The following is a 15,879-nucleotide window of genomic DNA, read 5'->3' as shown; positions in this document are numbered from 1 at the left end:
GAGTCAGACTTAAGCAATTAAGCGTTTTTCGCTATCTGCGTCAACCCCGTTCAGCGACCACCCTAAAAAAGTGGCGTGGTGAGGAATCGCCGTCCGTTTTACGGCGGCGAGGATGTCAACTTTTTCAGTTCAGATCAACGAGAGCCAGCCCATATCCATGTCAAACGCGATCGCAAACTCGCTAAATATTGGCTTGATCCCATTACCTTAGAGAAAAACCGAGGATTCAAAGAACATGAATTAAACCAGATTGCTAAACTAATAACAGAACATCAACCCGCAATCCTAAGCGCATGGCATGATTACTTTGACCCTTGAAACCGAGCCAATTGCCCATCAAGTGACCCTAACCGACGATAAATTAATAATCGACCTAGCCGACGGTCGCAGCATCACCGTTCCGCTAACATGGTACCCTCGTTTACTGCACGCCTCCCCCGCCGAGCGTCAAAATTGGCAACTCTTAGCGGATGGATGTGCTATCGAATGGCTCGATCTAGATGAGCATATTGGTATCGAAGGACTATTAGCTGGTCGGCGCAGTAGCGAGAGTTCACGCTCCCTGAATCGATGGTTAACAACTCGCAGACAAACTGTAACCGAGTAAATGGGGACAATGTTTCTGTTGTGCCACCCCAACTCCTCCATTCTTGCCCTGTAATTTATATCAAAATTTACTTAAACCTTGACAATGAGGCAGAGGCTTAACAACGAGCGATCGCGCTTTTCTTGGCGCTCTGCGATCAACCCTGCCAGATGGCAAATCTCACGCTTTTTTTGAAAAACACCAGTACGATCGCCGATCTTGTAGGGTACGTTCCCTCATGTGGCTCCTACTGCTCCAGCGATCGATTTTTGGGGAACGCACCATGCACATTGATTGCAGCTGTGATACCAAATCCTGTTATAATAAAACGAGTAAAGACGAGGTTTTAGACCCGATTTTTTTGATACCATTTAGTGAATAATCGACCTCTGGTAAGCTAGGGAGCGCCAGAGCAGGGAGAGCAGAGCTTTTGTACTAAATTTTTTATGTCTTTTTTCTCCTCCTGTCTCGGATTCTCCTCACTTAAGGTCAGATTTTTGATTTTTGCAGGAGATCTATAGCCGTTTTCACAGAAGTTAGTCCCGATTGAATCTATCAAGGGATTTACCATACCTTACCCGAAATAATAGTGAAATTCTGTGACAAAGTGCAGCCATATCTAAGAATCTTTGCTACAATCCTGAGAAGCTTCTGTGATAAGTCTCCTTAAAAGGAGATTGTTTGCAGTAAGCTAATCTGGCTAACACGCTTTTGGGCGTGATATCGGGAAAAGTTCGGGCGATTGCGCCTAAATGGGGTGATAGTCCGAAAGTTGAACTATATCGTTACTCTGGAGAGTGTTATACAGAAAGTTGACCTATAATATGTAGTTAGCCTGTAATATATGTACCTGCAGGAATTGCGGCCATTAAAAATTACAAGGACTATAGTTTTAATTTTTGAGGTACTTTCAAAACAATGAAAATAGATGTTCTTGAAAATTTCTTACCAATATTTTTTGTTATATGGGCATTTTTTAGACCTGCAACAGAAACTGGTAAGTATTTGAATGAGATGAGAGATAAAATTCTTGATGCTAAATCGACTTATACTCTCGAAAACAAGATATTAATTTTTGAAGATTGGAAAGGTATTTTCATAGCTGATGCCCTATATTATTTCTTTATATTCTTACTCACTCTTCTTCTAAGTTGGAATTTCTTCAATAAGATTCCAAATGAGCTATTTCCTATGTCTCTTTGTTTATTTATCTCATGTATATCAATTATTCGTATTATTAGATTTTTCCAGATTGGCTGGTTTAAAGAGCGGGTTATATTAGAAAAGTATCTTAAAGAAGAAAAACGTAATTCTCTAGGACTTACGCATTGACAGGATCGACCAAATATGAGGTATCGGTTTCGAGCATTTTAACGTGATTTTTTGATGACTTTTGAGCGATCGCCAATCTTGTAGTGCGATCGCAATCGCCGTAGGGTGCGTTCCCTAATGTGGCTCCCACTGCTCCAGCGATTGATTTTTGGGGAACGCACCATGCACATTGATTGAAACTGTGATACCAAATCCTGTTATAATAAAACGAGATATAGGGTGCGTCCCATGCAGCCTTTACCTTTTTGAAAACACTTTCAATGATGTAGCTATGGACTGGGAAACTCGAATTACACTAAATCCCGATATTTTGGTGGGAAAACCTATCATTAAAGGAACAAGGATTGCGGTTGAATTTATCATCGATCTTCTCGCCCAAGGTTGGAGTATTGATGAAATTCTGCGAAACTACCCAGGTATTACAGTAGAAGATATTCAAGCTTGTCTTAGCTATGCTAGTGTAATGCTCAAGTCTGAGAAAGTCTATGCTATTCCTGCTTAACTGATGCGTTTTCTAGCGAACGAAAATTTCCCCCTTGATGCGGTTGAAGCCCTACGACAAAATGGCCATGATGTCCTGTGGATTAGGGTGGAATCCCCCGGAATCTCGGACCGGGAAGTTTTAAGTCGCGCCCAAGCAGAAAATCGTATTCTCTTGACATTTGATCAAGATTTTGGAGAACTCGCCTTTCGTTCAAGGTTGCCGGCCAGTGTTGGTATTATTTTGTTTAGAATAAGAGTACCTTCTGCATCTGTAGTCGCTGAGAAAGTTGCCAAGGTTATCTCATTGCGGGATGACTGGTATGGACACTTTACAGTTATTGAAGAAGACAAAATTAGAATGAGAGACTTAACGGTGCGATCGCCGTAGGGTGCGTTCCTTAATGTGACTCCTACTGCTCCAGCGATCGATTTTTGGGGAACGCACCGCACCATGCACATTGATTGCAGCTGTGGGTTTAAATGCGATGCCGCTCCTCCCGCTCAAACCCCGGAACCCTCTGCCCTCATCGGTCTGGGGGCTGTCGTCGGTCTGGGGGCTGGCTTCAAGCGCCGCCACACCCAAGCAGACAAAAACTAAGCGTTAGTTGAAGGGATTACAACAGGAGAGCCGCAATGGTCTCTTTTTTTGCTATTTAAAAGAGGATTATTTGATATTTGCTTCTTTTTAATGGAGATTGGAGAAATCATCAACCTTCCTCAAGGCACTAGACACAAGCGAGCTATCATAAAACCATCGCTGATTTGACAATCGCCAACCCCTAAAAATTATGAGCGTAGTTATTCCTAATGACATACTGACCGCATCAGGACTCTCCGAAGACGAGCTAAAACTAGAAATCGCCATCATGCTCTTTAAACAAGACAAAATCAGCATCGGCAAAGCCCGTCATCTCGCAGGCATGAACCTCCTCCAATTTCAACACGAACTTAATCTAAGAGAGATTTGTGTCCATTATGACCTTGAAGAATTAGAAGAAGATATCCAAACCTTACAAAAACTGGGCAGACTATGATCGTCGTGAGTGACACCTCACCCATTACCAACCTAGCCGCCGTTAACCAGTTAACCCTTTTGCATCAACTCTATGGAACAATTATCATTCCTCAAGCCGTTTATGAGGAAATGGCGAGTTTAGGTTACGCCGTTCCTGGCACGATTGAAATCATGACCTTATCTTGGATAGAAACACGGCCCGTCACCCAGCAAAACCAAGTTAATCAACTACTCAATAAATTAGACCGAGGAGAATCAGAAGGGATTATTTTAGCGCTAGAATTAGGCGCAGATATATTAATTTTGGATGAAAGAAAAGGACGCAAAGTTGCGCAATCTCTTGGGCTAAATATTACTGGAATATTGGGCGTTTTACTCGAAGCCAAGCAAAAGGAATTGATTATGAATATTAAACCGATTGTTGATCAGCTAATCTTAAAGGCAGAATTCCGAATTAGCGAAACACTCTACAGAAAAGTTTTGACCATTGCGGGAGAATGATTCTATTGCAATATTTCAACCCATTTTACAAAGTGCGATGCCGAAGGCACTGCGTAGCAGTACGCTAATCTTGTAGGGTGCGTTCCCTAATCTGACTCCTACTGCTCCAGCGATCGATTTTTGGGGGAACGCACCATGCACATTGATTGCAGCTGTGGGTTTAAATGCGATACCGAAGGCATTGGGTAACACCCCTAGATGGGGTTGGAGGAGTTGATTTAGGGTACTATACTGGTTTATAGGGTTTTCGAGATTAGTGCTTTTTCTCATAAAGCCTTACTCCTGATCTGGATAGGGGATCTGCTAAACTAAAATTTAGGAGAGTCAAAAGCTTGCCCCAAGAAGAAAGTCAAAAATCATTTAAGCGTTACAGAGTTTGATTCACGAGCATCTAGAAGGCAGGTGAAATTCTGTGTTTATGACTAAGAACTAGCTGCCCAAAGCAAAGACACTTCATACTGATTAAATGTTGAATCCGCACTCACAAGTGTCATATCTTCTACCTGAGCTTGTGCAATCAGCATTCGGTCAAAAGGATCACGATGATGTAAAGGCAATGCAGCCGCCCGCAAAGCATGAGAAGCATTGATCTCTAACGACCTAGCTCCCAGTCGGGTCATTCGAGTGGAGACATAATCATCTATTTGCTCTGGCAGTGGTAATTTACCGATTGAAACTTTAATTCCCATCTCCCAAACACTGGCAACAGAAAACCACACTTCATTGCTTTCGTTTGCAATTTGTTCAATTACATTCTCACTTAACTTGTCTGGTTGGACAAACCACCACAGCCAGCATTGTGTATCCAGTAAAAGTCTCACTCCGCACCACCCTCAAATGCTCCCAAAATATCTTCTGGTAAAGGAGCATTAAAATCATCTGGTATGGTCAACATCCCTCGATCTTGTCCTAAACTAGACCGTCGATCTAAAGATGTCCGAAATGGAACAAGCTTAGCAATTGGGATACCTCGGTTTGAAATAACGATTACTTCTCCGAGTTCCACACGAGACAATAGCCGAGAAAGGTTTGTTTTAGCCTGATGAATGTTTACTGTTTCCATAGTCTAAAAGAACTAAGTCTATAAACTAAGTTTAATCTAGTCACGGCAATTCTGCAAGGGCAAGTTAATTTAGAGTTGTGGGTAACTGACAAGTAACACGGCATAACAACACGCTGGAGCAGCGGACAATTGAGAGATATTAGCGGTGATGCAGAGGTTGTCTATCGCCGCTCAGCTAAGCCGTTAGCTCTCTGGAAGTGGCATAGCACATTAATTGAAACTGTGGGTTTAAATGCGATGCCGAAGGCACTGCGTAGCAGATCGCTGATCTTGTAGGTAGGAAACCCAACTCCCTCAAAACCAAGATTAAATGCAGTAGGATAGACGTGGGATAGATTTTCTCTTATTGCCGTGAGCGAAACCGTCTATATTGAAACCAGTATTTTGGGTCATCTAACCGCAAGACCAACAGAAAACCTGATTCTTGCGGCCAACATTAAGATTACACAAGACTGGTGGGATGAGTATAGTGGTTTATTAGTTCTGTATGTTTCGGAAATTGTTGAAGATGAAGCATCGAGAGAAGATTCAACAATTGCTACTCAAAGACAGAACTTGCTACAGTCCTTGATTTTTCTCGATCTAACCGAAGAAGCGATCGCTCTAGCACAAGAATTCCTGCAACAAAGCAACCTACCCCCCAAAGCGTCTAATGATGCCTTACACATGGCACTAGCAACCGTTTATGGCTTAGACTATCTACTAACATGGAATTGTAAGCAGATGGCAAACGCTCAAATCCAAAGAAAGCTATCCCAAATTAGTATGACTTGGATGCAATCTTTGCAGACCTACGCAAAAAGGAGGCAGCAAGCGGCAGAGAAGTCGTAAACTTATTGCGAAAGCCCAGTCTAACAAGTCGTTGGAGCGGCCAGGCTAGAGAGCTTGATGATGGGATCAAGGATGCTAACCGCCGCTCAACTTAGTTGTTCCCCACTTCCCACGAAAAACTTTTTCTCTATGTGGGGAAAGATTCGCCAATAGACTGGACAAGAACCTCTAGATGGGCGAGGCTATGGGTGGCCATAGCAGTAAACCGCAGACGACTGGTGGGAACGGTAGGAGGACGAATTGCGGGGGCAAAAATGCCTTTTTCTAGCAGTTTTTGCGATAATTCTAGGGCTTGACCCGGATTGGCTACCGGTAAACATAAAATCGCCGCTTCCGAAGGCAATATATTAAGATTATTTAATTTACTCTTGACAAAATTAATATTTTGGTGTAGGCGTTGGCGACGTTCCGGTTCCAGACGAATAATCTCTAAAGCCATTCTAGCAGCGGCGGTGTCGGCGGGGGATAAACCGGTAGTATAAATCCAAGTAGCGGCGCGATTGCGGATAAAATCGATAATTTTGGCGTTTCCAGTCACATATCCCCCTAAACTGCCTAAAGCTTTACTCAGGGTCCCCATCTGAATTAATTCCCGTCCTTGACAACCACAATATTCCACGCAACCTGTGCCATTTTCCCCCATAACCCCAGTAGCGTGGGCCTCATCCACCAAAACCATGCAATTATAAATCTCGGCTAGAGCGAGAATTCCCGCTAGGGGACAGATATCCCCATCCATACTAAACACTGTATCGGTGAGCAGTAAACAATGACGATAGTGATGACGGTGGGCTAATAACTGATTTTCTAAGTCTTCGAGACTATTGTGCCGGTATTCTTTCACCGTGGCACCGCTTAACTTGGCTCCATTTTTGAGGCTAGAGTGATTGTATTGATCGCCTAAAATCAGGTCTTTCTGCCCCACTAAACAGGTAATTGTCCCCAAATTGGCTAAATATCCCGAACTAAAAACGATCGCGTCTTCGCTATTTTTAAAGGATGCGATCGCTAATTCTAAGTCTCGATGAAGATCTCGGTGTCCACTTAATAGACGCGAGCCGGTGCTTCCAGTTCCATAGCGTTGTGTTGCTGCTATGGCTGCCGCGATCATTCTTTCATCGGCTGCTAATCCCAGATAATCATTACTGGCAAAATTAATCAGCGATCGACCCTCTAATTCTATAACGGCTCCGCCCCGGCCTTGAATGGTTTTAACCCTTCGATACCAATTGGCCCGATGGAGGGTTTTTAAGCTATCCTCGATCCAAGAGTAAGGATGATTCATAGGCGATTTGTCAATATAGTGGTTAGCTAGGGGAAAAATAGCCAGATTGTTGCCGAAAAAGGCTCTTTTAAGGGTTAATAGTTTCGTAAAAACGACAATCTTGACAGGGACCGGAGGGGTTAATCGCACAGCGCAACAGTTCAGATCTGGCGTTAAAACGACAACTAGCATCCCCCATCACCCAACGTCCTTCAATCAAACTTTTTTCGTTAGGGGTGGGAGCAGTTTGTACATAAAGGGAAATTTTGCGTAAACAATAGCCACCAATCTTGTATTGATACTGGTGGTGACGTTCCAAAACCGCATAGGTTTGTCCTTTTAAGGCCAAATAATTACCCGGTTGTGGCATCCAATCCAATTGGATCTCTCCCAAACTTTGCCGCGGATGGGTTAGAATAACCTCCGTTGTTAATGAATCTTGCTCCATGATTATCCCTGTATTCTGGGCTACCTTTGCTCAATGGTAGCTTAGATCTCCGAGTCGATTAATAATTATATCTCCTGCAAAAATCAAAAATCTTCGGTTAGGTAAGCAGACTCCCAGACAGAAGACTCCGAGACAGGGGGAGAAAAAAGACAAGGGACAACTACCCTAGAATTGCCAATTTCCCGATTAGAGTAGAAGATAAACCGCAGGATTTTTCCGAGAATTGACTTTAAACCTCTTGCATAATTAATTTTTCAGGGTTCAAAAACTGCAAAAATAAGGATTAAATGGCATAAATTCTGTAAAGAGACCATTTAACTGATTATCATTCATTCTTAATTCTCCTGACTACTGACTACTGGCTACTGACTCCTAACCCTAACAACAATTTTTGATTTTTACAAGAGGTCTTTTATGGTTTACCCCATCCCGCCTGAAGATAATCTACCGCAAAAATTTCCGAAAATTCCCTTAGATCGTCGTGCCTATGCTTTCCTGATCGACTTTGCCTCGATCTGGTTTTTAAGCTCCTTTGCTAGTGGTGCGCCTGTACTGCAATTCTTCCTTTTTCTCCTGATTTGGTGGTGTTTGCGGGTGTTATTAGTAGCGCAGAATCAGGGTCAGAGTTTAGGACGTTGGGCCCTGGATATGAAGATCATCGATCTACAACTTCAGCGTTTACCCGGAATTTTGGAGTTAAGCAAACGAGAGGCGATCGCTGGTGGCGGGGCAGCTTTAATGATGGTAGGGTTAAATACTTTTTTTGGCAATCCTTTAAGCTTGATTTTATTATCTTCGCCCCTTTTCGCCGATTGTGGTATGGCGATCGGTGATGAGCAATTGAACCGCGCTTTCCACGATCGCATCGGTGGCACGATTGTTATTCCCACCCGTCGGGGTTTTTCTCTCGATCTACGTTTAAGAAGGCTTTGGTATCAAGTTAAGGGCAGAATGAGAAGATAAATAGGGTTCTTCGGACCGCAATTTTTGTCAATTGTTTGCGATCTGGAGCGAACTAATCAATTAAATCTCTTGCCAGATAAGGATTTAGTCGATTTATGCCCCCCTATCGAACCATACCAAGTAACGAAGAACCATAAATAGCAGTTATCAGTGATCAGTGATCAGTTTTAAGTTTTGAGTGATACTAAATCCGGTTATTAAAAACTGGTTATTTATTCCCCCTTTTGCCTTTTGCCGTTCAGCTGTCCTGATACATAGCCTATACTCAACGGATTTAATATTATTCCGCCATCCGAGGGGCATCGGTGGGGGACAAGAAATTAGTCTATTAGGAGTTTACCAAAATGTCAGAAGACAGATTAGAGCGGATCGAGAAAATAGTGGAATCGAACGCTCGCGCTATTCAATCCCTAGCTGATGCCGTCGCTAGTGACCGCGAAGAACGGAAACAGGAGAAAAAAGGGCTTTACGATTACCTAGCTCGAATAGCAAGCGCACAATCAGATTTTTATGAGACTCAAGCCGATTTTTACCGGCATCTAGAGAGAATGGATGATCGACACGCTCAAATGATTGAAATCATCCGACAGATTAACGAGAACAGAAGCGATCAAGCCTAACCTCTAGAAGTTGCCCGTAGCCGTGCCTACGGGCTTAATTAAGCCCGTAGATATTTTGATAATGAACGCTATAGCAGTTTTCATCAGAATGAGGCATGGGCAAGGAGCTTAAGTCCTTTGTTGGCAAAACTTGTCGATACCTCAATAACGTGAAAAGCGCTATAAATAGCAGTTTCCCGGTCTCTTTTCACTGTTTACTGTTCACTGAAAAAGGCGGGATCGGCCGGGGTCGAACCGGCGGCCTAGTGCTTAGGAGGCACTCGCTCTATCCAACTGAGCTACGACCCCTTTTTTCCCTAACCATGATAAGCCATTCATGGCTAAACTGTTGATTGCCATCGATACCCAGCTACTTTCTGTTTTATGGCCGCAACCTTGGCAATATGTTAATTTTATTTGCCCTTGAGGGCTTTTTGAAAATTCTTGCGATAGGCGGGATTAACAGCCAACAGAAGCGGCCAGAACAGTGTTAAAGCTAAACGATTGGGTAAACTGGAACTAAAATTAGTGCTTCTGTACCCGTTCCAGAATTTCCAACCACCGACACCATAAAAAATTATTAAGATAAAAATAACGAGTCTCATGCCATCTCATCCTTAGATTTAGACAATTCACATCTCCCATTGTAAGCTTGGGTTTTGCCGGCTTGGGAAAAGAAAATATTGTCCTGAATCCGGGAGACGGTGTTAGAATGCCGGTTAGGAACTAGCTCGATCGAGATAGGAAAACTAAAGCCATAATTTGCAAAAACTATTTAAAAACGGCGAAAAGATAGCCTTGGGAGGAAGTTATGCGAGCGGTACTAATGGCAGGTGGTTCAGGGACAAGATTACGTCCGCTTACTTGTGATCTTCCCAAACCGATGGTTCCGATTCTCAACCGTCCGATCGCCGAACATATTATTAATTTACTGCGAAAGCATGACATTACCGAAATTATCACCACCCTGCACTATCTCCCCGATGTCATGCGCGACTACTTTCAAGACGGCAGCGACTTTGGGGTAAAAATCACCTACGCTGTCGAGGAGGATCAACCCCTAGGCACCGCAGGATGTGTAAAAAATATTGCCGAATGGTTAGATGATACCTTTCTGGTGATTAGTGGCGATAGTATCACCGATTTTGACCTGCAAAAAGCGATCGCATTCCATAAAAGCAAAAACTCGAAAGCAACCCTCGTCCTGACGCGCGTTCCCAATCCGATCGAATTTGGGGTAGTGATTACCGACAAAGAAGGCAGAATTCGCCGTTTTATCGAAAAACCATCTACCAGCGAGATTTTTTCCGATACTGTCAACACCGGAACCTATATTCTCGAACCAGAAGTCCTCGATTATCTCCCCTACAAAGAAGAAGCCGACTTTTCTAAAGATTTGTTTCCGCTGCTGCTGCAAAGGGGCGAACCTATGTATGGTTATGTGGCCGATGGTTATTGGTGCGATGTCGGTCATCTGGAGGCCTACCGAGAAGCGCAATACGACGCTTTATCCGGCAAAGTTAACCTGGAATTTCCCTATCGAGAAAAATCCCCCGGAGTGTGGGTCGGCACTAATACCTATATCGATCCTAGCGCCCAGATTGAGGCCCCAGCCATGATCGGCAATCATTGTCGTATTGGTGCAAATGTTCTGATCGAGAGGGGTTCGGTTATCGGCGATAATGTCACCATCGGTGCCGGTTCAGATCTGAAACGTCCCATCCTCTGGAATGGTGTGGTGATCGGGGATGAGGTCAATTTAGCCGCTTGTACGATCGCTAGGGGGACCAGAATCGATCGACGGGCCCAGGTACACGAAGGTGCGGTGATCGGACAATTATCGATCGTGGGAGAAGAAGCGCAGATCAATTCCGGGGTCAGAGTCTGGCCGAGTAAACAGATCGAATCGGGAGCCATCCTCAATATTAACCTGATTTGGGGAAATACTGCCCATAAAAACCTCTTTGGTCAACGAGGAGTATCGGGCCTCGCTAACATCGATATCACGCCCGAATTCGCCGTTAAACTGGGGGCATCCTACGGTTCCATTCTAAAACCGGGGTCAACGGTAATCGTCTCCCGGGATCAACGTAGTGTCTCGCGCATGGTCAGTCGATCGCTGATTGCCGGTTTAATGTCCGTGGGGGTGAATATCCAAAACCTACAAGCGAATGCTTTACCGATTTCGCGGACTTTAGTGGCTAAATTAAACGTAGTCGGTGGCATTCACGTTCGTATTCATCCCGATCGCCCGGATTTTCTCTTAATCGAGTTTTTAGACGAAAAAGGGATTAATGTTTCCAAAGCGAGGGAAAAGAAAATCGAAGGGGCCTATTTCAAAGAAGATCTGCGACGGGTGGGAATGCAGGAAATCGGCAGTATGTCCTATCCGGCTGATATTCTCGATAATTACCGCAAAACCTTTGAAACTCAGCTAAATGTGGAGGTCATTCGCAACAGTAGCTCCAAAATCGTCATTGATTACGCCTACGGAGTCTCAGGGGCAATTTTACCGGAATTACTGGCCAAATTTGGCTGTGATGCCGTGGTTCTCAATGCCAGTTTACGTCAGAATGCCCTTTCCATGCAGGAAAGAGAGTTACTAATCCATCAATTGGGCCATGTGGTGGAGGCCCTGAAAGCGAACTTAGGTGTACAGGTTTCGGCCAATGGGGAACAATTAGTCCTCGTCGATGAGAGTGGTTTATCGATTCGCGGGGAACAATTAACTGCTTTAATGGTGAATACAATTCTGACCGCCCATCCTCGCGGTACAGTGGTAGTGCCGGTTCATGCTTCTAGTGCCGTGGAACAGATCGCACGTCGTCACGATGGCCGGGTGGTGCGGACAAAAGCCAGTCCTAGCGCTTTAATGGAAGGATGTCAAACCAATCCTAATGTGGTTTTAGGAGGATCAGGGCAAACTGGCTTTATTTTTCCGCAATTACATCCCGGTTTCGATGCCATGTTCAGCGTGGCGAAACTTTTGGAGATGTTAACCATTCAGGAACGTTCTCTAGCTCAGGTGCGGGCCGAGTTACCGCGCATTTACAATAAGAATACGGCGGTGCGTTGTCCTTGGAAAGTCAAGGGATCCTTGATGCGCTATCTGGTGGAAACTCACGCTACCGATAATCTAGAGTTAATCGATGGGGTGAAGGTGATTAATCCCCTCAATGATGACTGGGTATTGATTTTACCCGATGCTGGAGAACCTTTAGTGCATATCTATGCTAACAGTGAGCAGCGGGAATGGGTCGATCGGACAATTAAAGAATATCGTCATCGTGTCCAGCATTTCGTCGAACATTACCAGGGCGAAATAGTGATGATTTAGGATTTTTTTGCCCTATTAGCCCCCGAAACTTGACTATGATGACTTTTTTGACCTAAAAGGTGTCCTAGCCCTGTAGATGCTCATTTTTCCCGCAAAAGGAAGGCGATTCGATCGGCCGCTGCCTCACCGGTGCGGATCGCTCCCTCAAAAAATCCCGGCCAGCGATCAGCCATTTCTGTGCCGGCCCAGTGAACCGGTCCGACGGGAGTAAAAAGAGCCTCGCCGAAACTTGTCCAGACTCCGGGGGGCATAAAAGCGGCATAGGCGCCACCAGTCCAGAGATCCCCGGGCCAATCCACTTCATCGTAACTGATCGGGAAAAGAGCCTCTTGACCGAAATAAATAACTAAATCCGAGAGGACGGCGGCACGACGCGCTGGGCCACTCATGGAGCGCCAACGAATATAGCGATCGCCAACCACAAAGGTGGCGATTACCCCGACACCGGTTTCGGGATCGGAACTATCGGCACAGAGTTCCAACCATTGACAATTCCCCTGAGCAACTCCCGCTAGTCCCTGTTTTCGCCAGAAAGGTTGCTCATAGGAAATCAGGATTTTAGCGCAGCATCCCATCGGTACTCGTTGGGTTAGTTGTTCTCGCTGGGGTGGCAGCGGGGGATGATAAATAATGCGGCCGGCAAGATGGGGCGGCATGGCAATGATGGCAAATTTGGCGGTAAAAGTGTTCTGGGTGGTTTCTATGGTGACACCGGCCGAGTCATAATTAAGGCGAACAACTGGTTCCCCCAGTCGAATTCGCTCTCCTAATTCCGCCGCGATCTTGTCGGGAATTTGTCCGGCTCCGCCATGGATCAGTTCGGCTTCTGGATGTTCGGCCTGAGGGGCGCAATTTTGTCCCCAAAGAACGTGTAGCAGTGAGACTTGCTGGGGTTCGGCCGGCCCGAGAAAACCCACTGCACGCACCATATAAGCAAAATACCATTGACCAAAATCTGTGCTGGTGTTTTCTTCAATCCACTGGGCAAAAGTTTTACTATCTAGTTTTTTGGTGTGATCGTTGCTTTGGGGATAACCGGAAGGTAGGGTTTTGGCTAGTTCTTGAAAACGCGCCCATGCTGACATCGCATCTTGCCATTCTGCCGGGCCGATATCGGGTACTTCTCCCTCGTGGAAACCTTGAAAAAAACCGTTGAATTCATAGCGTTTGTTGTTGAACACTAGGACGGTTTTTCCCTGATTGGGAGAGGGAAAACGACGTATTTTGTACTCATCGAGGAGGGACAAAAAACGCTCTTGGGTTGGACCCACCCACTGACCACCTCGATCGATCCACTGTCCGGAGGGGAGATATTGACCAGACATTCTGCCACCGTAACGATTTCGCGCTTCGATTACCAGAACTTGATGACCTCGCCTCTGGAGATTACGCGCGGCGATTAATCCTGCTAATCCTGCCCCGACAACGATACAATCATAGCTAGTCAACTGGAGATTTGTCATGATTTTAGCTCCACAGAATATTTTATAATCAACAATTATTATTTTCCCCGATTTTTCCCTCAGTTTCTCTATCCATTGGCTCTTTTGATTAAATTATCTGCTGCTATCAATGTTTGATCTTCTTAGCGATCGCTTAAGCCAACACCTAGAACAAATTGTCCGAGAAAGAAACCCTTTTTTCTCTAGTCAAGGACATTTTTATGTGCGAGAATACCTACGGCAAGAGTTAGGAAATTGGGGAAAGGTTGAATCACATTGTTTCCCTTTTCAGGGAAAAGTTTACGAAAATTTAATCTTGGATTTGCCTAACAATAGTCAAAAACCTCCGATTTTAATTGGCGCTCATTATGACACGGTGCCGGGGTCGCCGGGGGCCGACGATAACGCCACGGGATTAGCGGTATTATTAGAATTAGCGAGGTTTTTTGGGGAGAATCAGGCTAATTATCCAATTCGTTTAATTGCCTTCGATCTAGAAGAATACGGATTACTGGGGAGCATTGCCTACGCAGAAAAATTAAAACAAACTAAGCAGGATTTAAGGTTAATGTTATCCTTAGAAATGCTCGGTTACTGTGATAAAAATCCCCATTCTCAAAAATATCCAGCTTTTCTAGAACATTTTTACCCCAACACCGGGGATTTTATCGCTTTGATTGGCAATCTCAAAACCCGCGAGGATTTAAATTTTCTTAGTCGAGTCATGAGAGAAAATCAGACTCCCTGCGAATGGTTGCCGGTAATTTTTGGAGGTTATATCGTCCCCGATACTCGACGCAGCGATCATTCTCCCTTTTGGGATTGCGGTTATTCGGCAATTATGGTGACAGATACTGCTAATATGCGTAATCCCTATTATCATAGTTCTCAGGATACAATCGCTACTTTGGATTTAAATTTTCTAACAAGAGTCTGTCAAGGTCTCTGTTTTGGATTGCAATCTTTACCGATGAGATAAAAGTTAGCGTGTAGGGTGAGTTAGCGTTAGCGTAATGCACTAATACCAGTTAGAAACTCAACATTATTGACGACATTGGTGTGGTTGGGTTTCGCTCAAGCGTCACTAATATTTGACAGACAAAAGTTATTATTGCTCAACCCAACCGACAAAATCGGCGATCGCTTATGACAAAAATTGCTATCATAGAAACTATTGATATTCAATGATTTAGGGGTAATCATAATGACACAGTTAACTGAAGAACGAAAACAAGAGATTATTGCTGAAGTTTTAGCAGCGAGAGCAAACCGTGAACAATTTCTATTAGAGATGAAACAACGGCAACAAGCAGGGTTAAAAATTGCTCAAAAATGTGCTAGTCTCCTTAAAGAGAAGTATGGAGTCACGAAAGTTGTTTTATTTGGTTCATTGTTAAATTATGAAGAAATAACTCCCCATTCTGATCCTGATTTAGCGGTTTGGGATTTACCAGAGAAAGATTATTTTAAGGCGATAGCAGAGTTAGATAATGGACAGGATTTTGAGGTGGATTTAGTAGAAGTTCAAAAGGCTCATCCTTATATTTTAGAGGCAATTGCTCAGGGGGTTGAATTATGACTAATTTATCAATTCAAGATAGAATTAATCAAGAACTCAATAAAATTCTTCAAGCCCTACAACAGTTAGAGATATTTTTAAGAGAATTATCTAATCAATCGGATGTCATGTATTAAAACGCATTAATTAATTCTATTGCGCTTAATTTGCATGGAGTTTATACTGGAATTGAGCATATATTTGAAGTGATTGCTAAAAAAATTGATCAAAGATTCCCAACGGGGGATAAGTAGTCATGCAAAATTAATTACCCAAATAAAAAATTAAGAAGTATAATACATGAAGAAACGAAGTAGCAGGAAAATACAATGAGATTTATTAGAGACCTAAACCCCGAGAGCCAGAAAATGCTAGAGAGAATTTATCGAGCTAGTAAACATCATCAAGTAAGAGAGCGAGCGAAATGTATACTCTTAAGTTTTCAGGGAACCACGAT

The 15,879-nt window shown here is 43.9% G+C and carries 23 protein-coding genes, 1 tRNA gene and 1 pseudogene; 16 read left to right on the top strand and 9 right to left on the bottom strand.

Features of this window, described 5'->3' with window-relative positions; genetic code table 11:
- Positions 1-75 precede the first annotated feature (75 nt).
- The 3 genes from EWV60_RS00565 (at position 76) to EWV60_RS00555 (ending at position 1,918) form a co-directional block, all read left to right on the top strand.
- Positions 76-318 carry a DUF4160 domain-containing protein gene (locus EWV60_RS00565; RefSeq protein WP_002752922.1) on the top strand — a complete coding sequence of 81 codons (243 nt, stop codon included), beginning with the start codon at positions 76-78 and terminating at the stop codon, positions 316-318.
- Positions 299-607, top strand: a complete 309-nt coding sequence (locus EWV60_RS00560; RefSeq protein ID WP_002752921.1) for a DUF2442 domain-containing protein — start codon at positions 299-301, stop codon at positions 605-607. Before EWV60_RS00565 ends, EWV60_RS00560 begins: the two co-directional genes overlap by 20 nt.
- Positions 608-1,504: 897 nt before the next feature.
- Positions 1,505-1,918 (top strand): hypothetical protein, encoded by a 414-nt coding sequence (locus EWV60_RS00555; protein ID WP_190357212.1) that lies wholly within the window; start codon positions 1,505-1,507, stop codon positions 1,916-1,918.
- Here the strand turns inward: EWV60_RS00555 and EWV60_RS00550 are convergent.
- Positions 1,908-2,048, bottom strand: coding sequence for a hypothetical protein (locus EWV60_RS00550; protein WP_287230210.1), 141 nt, complete (start codon positions 2,046-2,048; stop codon positions 1,908-1,910). The two genes, EWV60_RS00555 and EWV60_RS00550, sit on opposite strands and share 11 nt — an antisense overlap.
- Before the next feature lie 141 nt (positions 2,049-2,189).
- Between EWV60_RS00550 and EWV60_RS00545 the strand changes: the two genes are divergently transcribed.
- From EWV60_RS00545 to EWV60_RS00525, 5 genes are all read left to right on the top strand, one after another.
- The gene (locus EWV60_RS00545; protein WP_002779924.1) at positions 2,190-2,420 is read left to right on the top strand and encodes a DUF433 domain-containing protein; all 231 of its coding nucleotides are present in this window, start codon (positions 2,190-2,192) and stop codon (positions 2,418-2,420) included.
- 3 nt (positions 2,421-2,423) lie between these two features.
- The gene (locus tag EWV60_RS00540; protein WP_002778773.1) at positions 2,424-2,789 is read left to right on the top strand and encodes a DUF5615 family PIN-like protein; all 366 of its coding nucleotides are present in this window, start codon (positions 2,424-2,426) and stop codon (positions 2,787-2,789) included.
- A 15-nt stretch (positions 2,790-2,804) separates the two neighbouring features.
- The gene (locus EWV60_RS00535; RefSeq protein WP_002778774.1) at positions 2,805-2,999 is read left to right on the top strand and encodes a PEP-CTERM sorting domain-containing protein; all 195 of its coding nucleotides are present in this window, start codon (positions 2,805-2,807) and stop codon (positions 2,997-2,999) included.
- 190 nt (positions 3,000-3,189) lie between these two features.
- On the top strand, positions 3,190-3,435 hold the full coding sequence (locus EWV60_RS00530; RefSeq protein ID WP_002770883.1) for a UPF0175 family protein: 246 nt from the start codon (positions 3,190-3,192) through the stop codon (positions 3,433-3,435).
- The gene (locus EWV60_RS00525) at positions 3,432-3,917 is read left to right on the top strand and encodes a PIN domain-containing protein (protein WP_185241282.1); all 486 of its coding nucleotides are present in this window, start codon (positions 3,432-3,434) and stop codon (positions 3,915-3,917) included. The genes EWV60_RS00530 and EWV60_RS00525 overlap by 4 nt, the downstream gene beginning before the upstream one ends.
- Positions 3,918-3,932: 15 nt before the next feature.
- Here the strand turns inward: EWV60_RS00525 and EWV60_RS00520 are convergent, their stop codons facing one another.
- The 3 genes from EWV60_RS00520 to EWV60_RS00510 all read right to left on the bottom strand — a co-directional run bounded on the left by EWV60_RS00520 (position 3,933) and on the right by EWV60_RS00510 (position 4,980).
- Positions 3,933-4,187 (bottom strand): hypothetical protein, encoded by a 255-nt coding sequence (locus EWV60_RS00520; protein WP_002739141.1) that lies wholly within the window; start codon positions 4,185-4,187, stop codon positions 3,933-3,935.
- Between the two features lie 152 nt (positions 4,188-4,339).
- Positions 4,340-4,738, bottom strand: a complete 399-nt coding sequence (locus tag EWV60_RS00515; RefSeq protein WP_002779922.1) for a type II toxin-antitoxin system VapC family toxin — start codon at positions 4,736-4,738, stop codon at positions 4,340-4,342.
- Positions 4,735-4,980: a type II toxin-antitoxin system Phd/YefM family antitoxin gene (locus EWV60_RS00510; protein WP_016514827.1), complete on the bottom strand. Its 246-nt coding sequence runs from the start codon at positions 4,978-4,980 to the stop codon at positions 4,735-4,737. Before EWV60_RS00510 ends, EWV60_RS00515 begins: the two co-directional genes overlap by 4 nt.
- A gap of 351 nt (positions 4,981-5,331) precedes the next feature.
- Between EWV60_RS00510 and EWV60_RS00505 the strand changes: the two genes are divergently transcribed.
- Positions 5,332-5,811 (top strand): type II toxin-antitoxin system VapC family toxin, encoded by a 480-nt coding sequence (locus tag EWV60_RS00505; protein WP_287230202.1) that lies wholly within the window; start codon positions 5,332-5,334, stop codon positions 5,809-5,811.
- Positions 5,812-5,938: 127 nt separating this feature from the next.
- On the opposite strand, the gene bioF is transcribed toward EWV60_RS00505, so the two are convergent.
- Positions 5,939-7,096, bottom strand: a complete 1,158-nt coding sequence (gene bioF / locus EWV60_RS00500) for an 8-amino-7-oxononanoate synthase (protein ID WP_002747137.1) — start codon at positions 7,094-7,096, stop codon at positions 5,939-5,941.
- Positions 7,097-7,163: 67 nt separating this feature from the next.
- Positions 7,164-7,523 carry a DUF6464 family protein gene (locus EWV60_RS00495; protein ID WP_002747143.1) on the bottom strand — a complete coding sequence of 120 codons (360 nt, stop codon included), beginning with the start codon at positions 7,521-7,523 and terminating at the stop codon, positions 7,164-7,166.
- Between the two features lie 414 nt (positions 7,524-7,937).
- On the opposite strand from EWV60_RS00495, the gene EWV60_RS00490 reads away from it, so the two are divergent.
- Both EWV60_RS00490 and EWV60_RS00485 read left to right on the top strand, forming a co-directional pair.
- A complete protein-coding gene (locus tag EWV60_RS00490; protein ID WP_002755893.1) occupies positions 7,938-8,486 on the top strand; it encodes an RDD family protein in 549 nt (182 codons plus the stop codon).
- A gap of 344 nt (positions 8,487-8,830) precedes the next feature.
- Complete coding sequence (locus tag EWV60_RS00485; RefSeq protein ID WP_002738957.1) at positions 8,831-9,106, top strand: hypothetical protein; 276 nt, start codon at positions 8,831-8,833, stop codon at positions 9,104-9,106.
- 214 nt (positions 9,107-9,320) lie between these two features.
- Here EWV60_RS00485 and EWV60_RS00480 read toward each other — a convergent pair.
- A tRNA-Arg gene (locus EWV60_RS00480) sits at positions 9,321-9,394 on the bottom strand.
- Positions 9,395-9,498: 104 nt separating this feature from the next.
- Positions 9,499-9,690, bottom strand: a complete 192-nt coding sequence (locus EWV60_RS00475; protein ID WP_043998683.1) for a hypothetical protein — start codon at positions 9,688-9,690, stop codon at positions 9,499-9,501.
- 206 nt (positions 9,691-9,896) lie between these two features.
- Here EWV60_RS00475 and EWV60_RS00470 point away from each other — a divergent pair, with 206 nt between their 5' ends.
- Positions 9,897-12,422 carry a mannose-1-phosphate guanyltransferase gene (locus tag EWV60_RS00470; protein WP_287230198.1) on the top strand — a complete coding sequence of 842 codons (2,526 nt, stop codon included), beginning with the start codon at positions 9,897-9,899 and terminating at the stop codon, positions 12,420-12,422.
- 80 nt (positions 12,423-12,502) lie between these two features.
- On the opposite strand, the gene EWV60_RS00465 is transcribed toward EWV60_RS00470, so the two are convergent.
- Positions 12,503-13,885: a flavin monoamine oxidase family protein gene (locus tag EWV60_RS00465; RefSeq protein WP_287230196.1), complete on the bottom strand. Its 1,383-nt coding sequence runs from the start codon at positions 13,883-13,885 to the stop codon at positions 12,503-12,505.
- 109 nt (positions 13,886-13,994) lie between these two features.
- Here EWV60_RS00465 and EWV60_RS00460 point away from each other — a divergent pair, with 109 nt between their 5' ends.
- The 4 genes and pseudogenes from EWV60_RS00460 to EWV60_RS00450 form a co-directional block, all read left to right on the top strand.
- Positions 13,995-14,843 (top strand): M28 family metallopeptidase, encoded by an 849-nt coding sequence (locus EWV60_RS00460; RefSeq protein ID WP_002738738.1) that lies wholly within the window; start codon positions 13,995-13,997, stop codon positions 14,841-14,843.
- Positions 14,844-15,068: 225 nt separating this feature from the next.
- The gene (locus tag EWV60_RS00455; protein ID WP_002755885.1) at positions 15,069-15,443 is read left to right on the top strand and encodes a nucleotidyltransferase family protein; all 375 of its coding nucleotides are present in this window, start codon (positions 15,069-15,071) and stop codon (positions 15,441-15,443) included.
- Between the two features lie 146 nt (positions 15,444-15,589).
- Positions 15,590-15,676: a hypothetical protein gene (locus EWV60_RS23080; RefSeq protein ID WP_353734367.1), complete on the top strand. Its 87-nt coding sequence runs from the start codon at positions 15,590-15,592 to the stop codon at positions 15,674-15,676.
- A gap of 75 nt (positions 15,677-15,751) precedes the next feature.
- Positions 15,752-15,879, top strand: a pseudogene (locus EWV60_RS00450) (IS630-like element ISMae24 family transposase); the annotation flags it as partial.

Origin of the sequence: Microcystis sp. Msp_OC_L_20101000_S702 (genome assembly GCF_007095705.1) — a bacterium.
Lineage (GTDB): Bacteria > Cyanobacteriota > Cyanobacteriia > Cyanobacteriales > Microcystaceae > Microcystis > Microcystis ichthyoblabe_A.
Note: the sequence above shows the minus strand (reverse complement) of the source record. Positions and strands in the feature narration are given on the sequence as shown.

Bases quoted from the DNA above. Each gene is read 5' to 3' on its own strand.
- EWV60_RS00525 (WP_185241282.1), top strand. From the start codon at position 3,432: ATGATCGTCGTGAGTGACACCTCACCCATTACCAACCTAGCCGCCGTT.
- EWV60_RS00490 (WP_002755893.1), top strand. From the start codon at position 7,938: ATGGTTTACCCCATCCCGCCTGAAGATAATCTACCGCAAAAATTTCCG.
- EWV60_RS00540 (WP_002778773.1), top strand. From the start codon at position 2,424: ATGCGTTTTCTAGCGAACGAAAATTTCCCCCTTGATGCGGTTGAAGCC.
- EWV60_RS00465 (WP_287230196.1), bottom strand. From the start codon at position 13,885: ATGACAAATCTCCAGTTGACTAGCTATGATTGTATCGTTGTCGGGGCA.
- EWV60_RS00555 (WP_190357212.1), top strand. From the start codon at position 1,505: ATGAAAATAGATGTTCTTGAAAATTTCTTACCAATATTTTTTGTTATA.
- EWV60_RS00530 (WP_002770883.1), top strand. From the start codon at position 3,190: ATGAGCGTAGTTATTCCTAATGACATACTGACCGCATCAGGACTCTCC.
- EWV60_RS00455 (WP_002755885.1), top strand. From the start codon at position 15,069: ATGACACAGTTAACTGAAGAACGAAAACAAGAGATTATTGCTGAAGTT.
- EWV60_RS00470 (WP_287230198.1), top strand. From the start codon at position 9,897: ATGCGAGCGGTACTAATGGCAGGTGGTTCAGGGACAAGATTACGTCCG.
- EWV60_RS00475 (WP_043998683.1), bottom strand. From the start codon at position 9,690: ATGAGACTCGTTATTTTTATCTTAATAATTTTTTATGGTGTCGGTGGT.
- EWV60_RS00485 (WP_002738957.1), top strand. From the start codon at position 8,831: ATGTCAGAAGACAGATTAGAGCGGATCGAGAAAATAGTGGAATCGAAC.
- EWV60_RS00560 (WP_002752921.1), top strand. From the start codon at position 299: ATGATTACTTTGACCCTTGAAACCGAGCCAATTGCCCATCAAGTGACC.
- EWV60_RS00545 (WP_002779924.1), top strand. From the start codon at position 2,190: ATGGACTGGGAAACTCGAATTACACTAAATCCCGATATTTTGGTGGGA.
- bioF (WP_002747137.1), bottom strand. From the start codon at position 7,096: ATGAATCATCCTTACTCTTGGATCGAGGATAGCTTAAAAACCCTCCAT.
- EWV60_RS00520 (WP_002739141.1), bottom strand. From the start codon at position 4,187: ATGAGAAAAAGCACTAATCTCGAAAACCCTATAAACCAGTATAGTACC.
- EWV60_RS00510 (WP_016514827.1), bottom strand. From the start codon at position 4,980: ATGGAAACAGTAAACATTCATCAGGCTAAAACAAACCTTTCTCGGCTA.
- EWV60_RS00460 (WP_002738738.1), top strand. From the start codon at position 13,995: ATGTTTGATCTTCTTAGCGATCGCTTAAGCCAACACCTAGAACAAATT.
- EWV60_RS00495 (WP_002747143.1), bottom strand. From the start codon at position 7,523: ATGGAGCAAGATTCATTAACAACGGAGGTTATTCTAACCCATCCGCGG.